Annotated in this window: 2 protein-coding genes; both read right to left on the reverse strand. The window is 40.9% G+C overall.

Annotated features, from left to right (window positions below; all coding sequences use genetic code 11):
- Window positions 1-1526 (reverse strand): esterase/lipase family protein (locus CDZ78_RS08850; protein WP_244559203.1); only part of this gene is annotated, 1526 nt, incomplete at its 3' end.
- 21 nt (window positions 1527-1547) lie between these two features.
- On the reverse strand, window positions 1548-2059 hold a 512-nt coding region (locus tag CDZ78_RS08855), incomplete at its 5' end, for an ISAzo13 family transposase (RefSeq protein WP_140413953.1).

Below are 2059 nucleotides of genomic sequence, written 5' to 3' on the forward strand. Positions count from 1 at the left end.
TAGAAAATGCCAGTTTTTACGATATCTAACTTTCCAAAACTTACTAAAAAGCTATCTGAAAATTCTGGCTTCTTGATACGATAAAGGTTATCAAAGGCTGCAAGACCCTTAGTTCTAAAAGAGTTATCTTGATCCGCAACGTTATAATCTTTGGCTTCATTATCATTCAAGTCTTTTTGAACTATTTCAGTGGTAAAGGCTTTATCATAACCATCCCACCAAAGATCCATAGCACCGGGACTAAAAAGATCCTTTCCTCCATCAAAAGCAACATCATTATCAAATGTGTCAGTATCAATCCAGGCGGGTATCGGTGCTGGCGAGCCATGGTGAGGTGTATCCAGTGTGATTAATTTCTCAACCACTCTCGCCCCAGGAGGACTACCATCACTTGTATTTAATAAAGGCTTCCATTCATTATCCTTCAGAACTTGTGCGCCATCATGCTCTTCCAGCAAGGAACGGGCAACAAGACCGCCCATGCTATGGGTCAGAAAAGTGATTTTCTTGCCAGGTGATTCGAGCCAGTTTTTCAAATAATCAATTTCGGGAAGCATCCGCGCCAGCATTCTGGCATTAAAGGTCACGTGTTTGTAGGTGGGGTATTGATAAAGGTAGAGTTTATAGCGCTGTTTTAGAGCATCCGTAGCGGCAAAATAACGCAAGAAAGTATCCCAGTATTCTTCTGCATTATAATCGTTATTATCTCTTCCGTTAGCTAAGTTATCTGGATCCCGGTTAGGGAAAGCATCACTATCAGATCCGTCCTTACATGTATCAAGATAGTCTATCTTGAATAAATAGGGTTTTCTACAGTTGGCTTGCCAACCATGAATAAGTATCAAGGGTATGCGGGTAGTATCTTCGGTATCACTGTTGTTGGAATTAAACTCATCCAATATGTTCGATTGTGTCAGGCTCCATGAATAACCAGGCGCATTGCCACTATTATATTCCTCACCATCGCGTTGAAATGGGTAAAGTGCATGGGTGATTAAATCGGAATCACCTGAATCCTCAAAAGTATTTACCCAGTCATTATCATGATTTTCACTATGGTCAGATGAATAGCTTGTCTCGGATAAGAGACGAATAGCCTTACTTTTATCAATTTCAGGTGGTGGTATAACTGGTTTATCAGGTTTAGGTGATGGTGTAACGGAGCTCTGAAGAGAGCCAGAAAAACTGATCTCATAGTTACCTGTATCATCACTCCCATAATCTGCTACCACAAGCCTGTGGATACCGGTCTGGTTTATCTGGCAATTACTTGAGGATACATAACAGTCAAACTCTGCCGTATCATTATATGGGTAATACCTGATCAGCGTACCGTCCGGGCTATATAACCAGGCTTCAATCCTTTGTGACCCACTGGTATAGGCTGCACGGATGTGAACTGCATCGCCCGCACTTGCTTCAAATACAAAGGTATCAATATCGCCGATAGTGAGGTCTCCGCTAACAACTCCGTCGTTAATGAGTGCCTTACTATCTTTCGACCCGGGAACCTTAGGAATAAGCACGAAACAACTTCCCGATATTAATTATTCTTGAGGAATTGCACGGTAATTCCATTTTGGTAAATGTGTATCAAATACAATCGGCATTATTTCTTTGAAGTCAGCGGCATATTTTCGTCCTGTCTCGTATATTTTGTCGAGTATGTGAACAATTGTTGTTAGTCCTTTTGACGTTGATGTTCTAGAAATCAATGTTTTAACTGTTTCAACCGAGTCAAATACAACACCTTCACAAGCACGAGTCACATGAGGAAAAAAACGATGTTCAATGGGATTATACTTGGAGGTATAAGGAGGATAGTGGGCAATCCTAATTTCCAATCCAAGTGCATTCGCAGTCTTTTGTAAATCTTCTTTAAAAATGTAGTGCCGTGAGCTGTTACTCCCTCCACCATCGCAAAGGATCAACAATGATTTTGCTTTAGGATAATGAATAATACCCTCGTTTACCCACCATTGAAATAAGCTATCACAGGCAAATTCACTGGTATCATGACTCGTTCCAAGCGTGATATATCCTGTGTTTCGTTTGAGGT

The sequence above is a fragment of the Bathymodiolus platifrons methanotrophic gill symbiont genome, assembly GCF_002189065.1.
Classification (GTDB): Bacteria; Pseudomonadota; Gammaproteobacteria; order Methylococcales; family Methylomonadaceae; genus Methyloprofundus.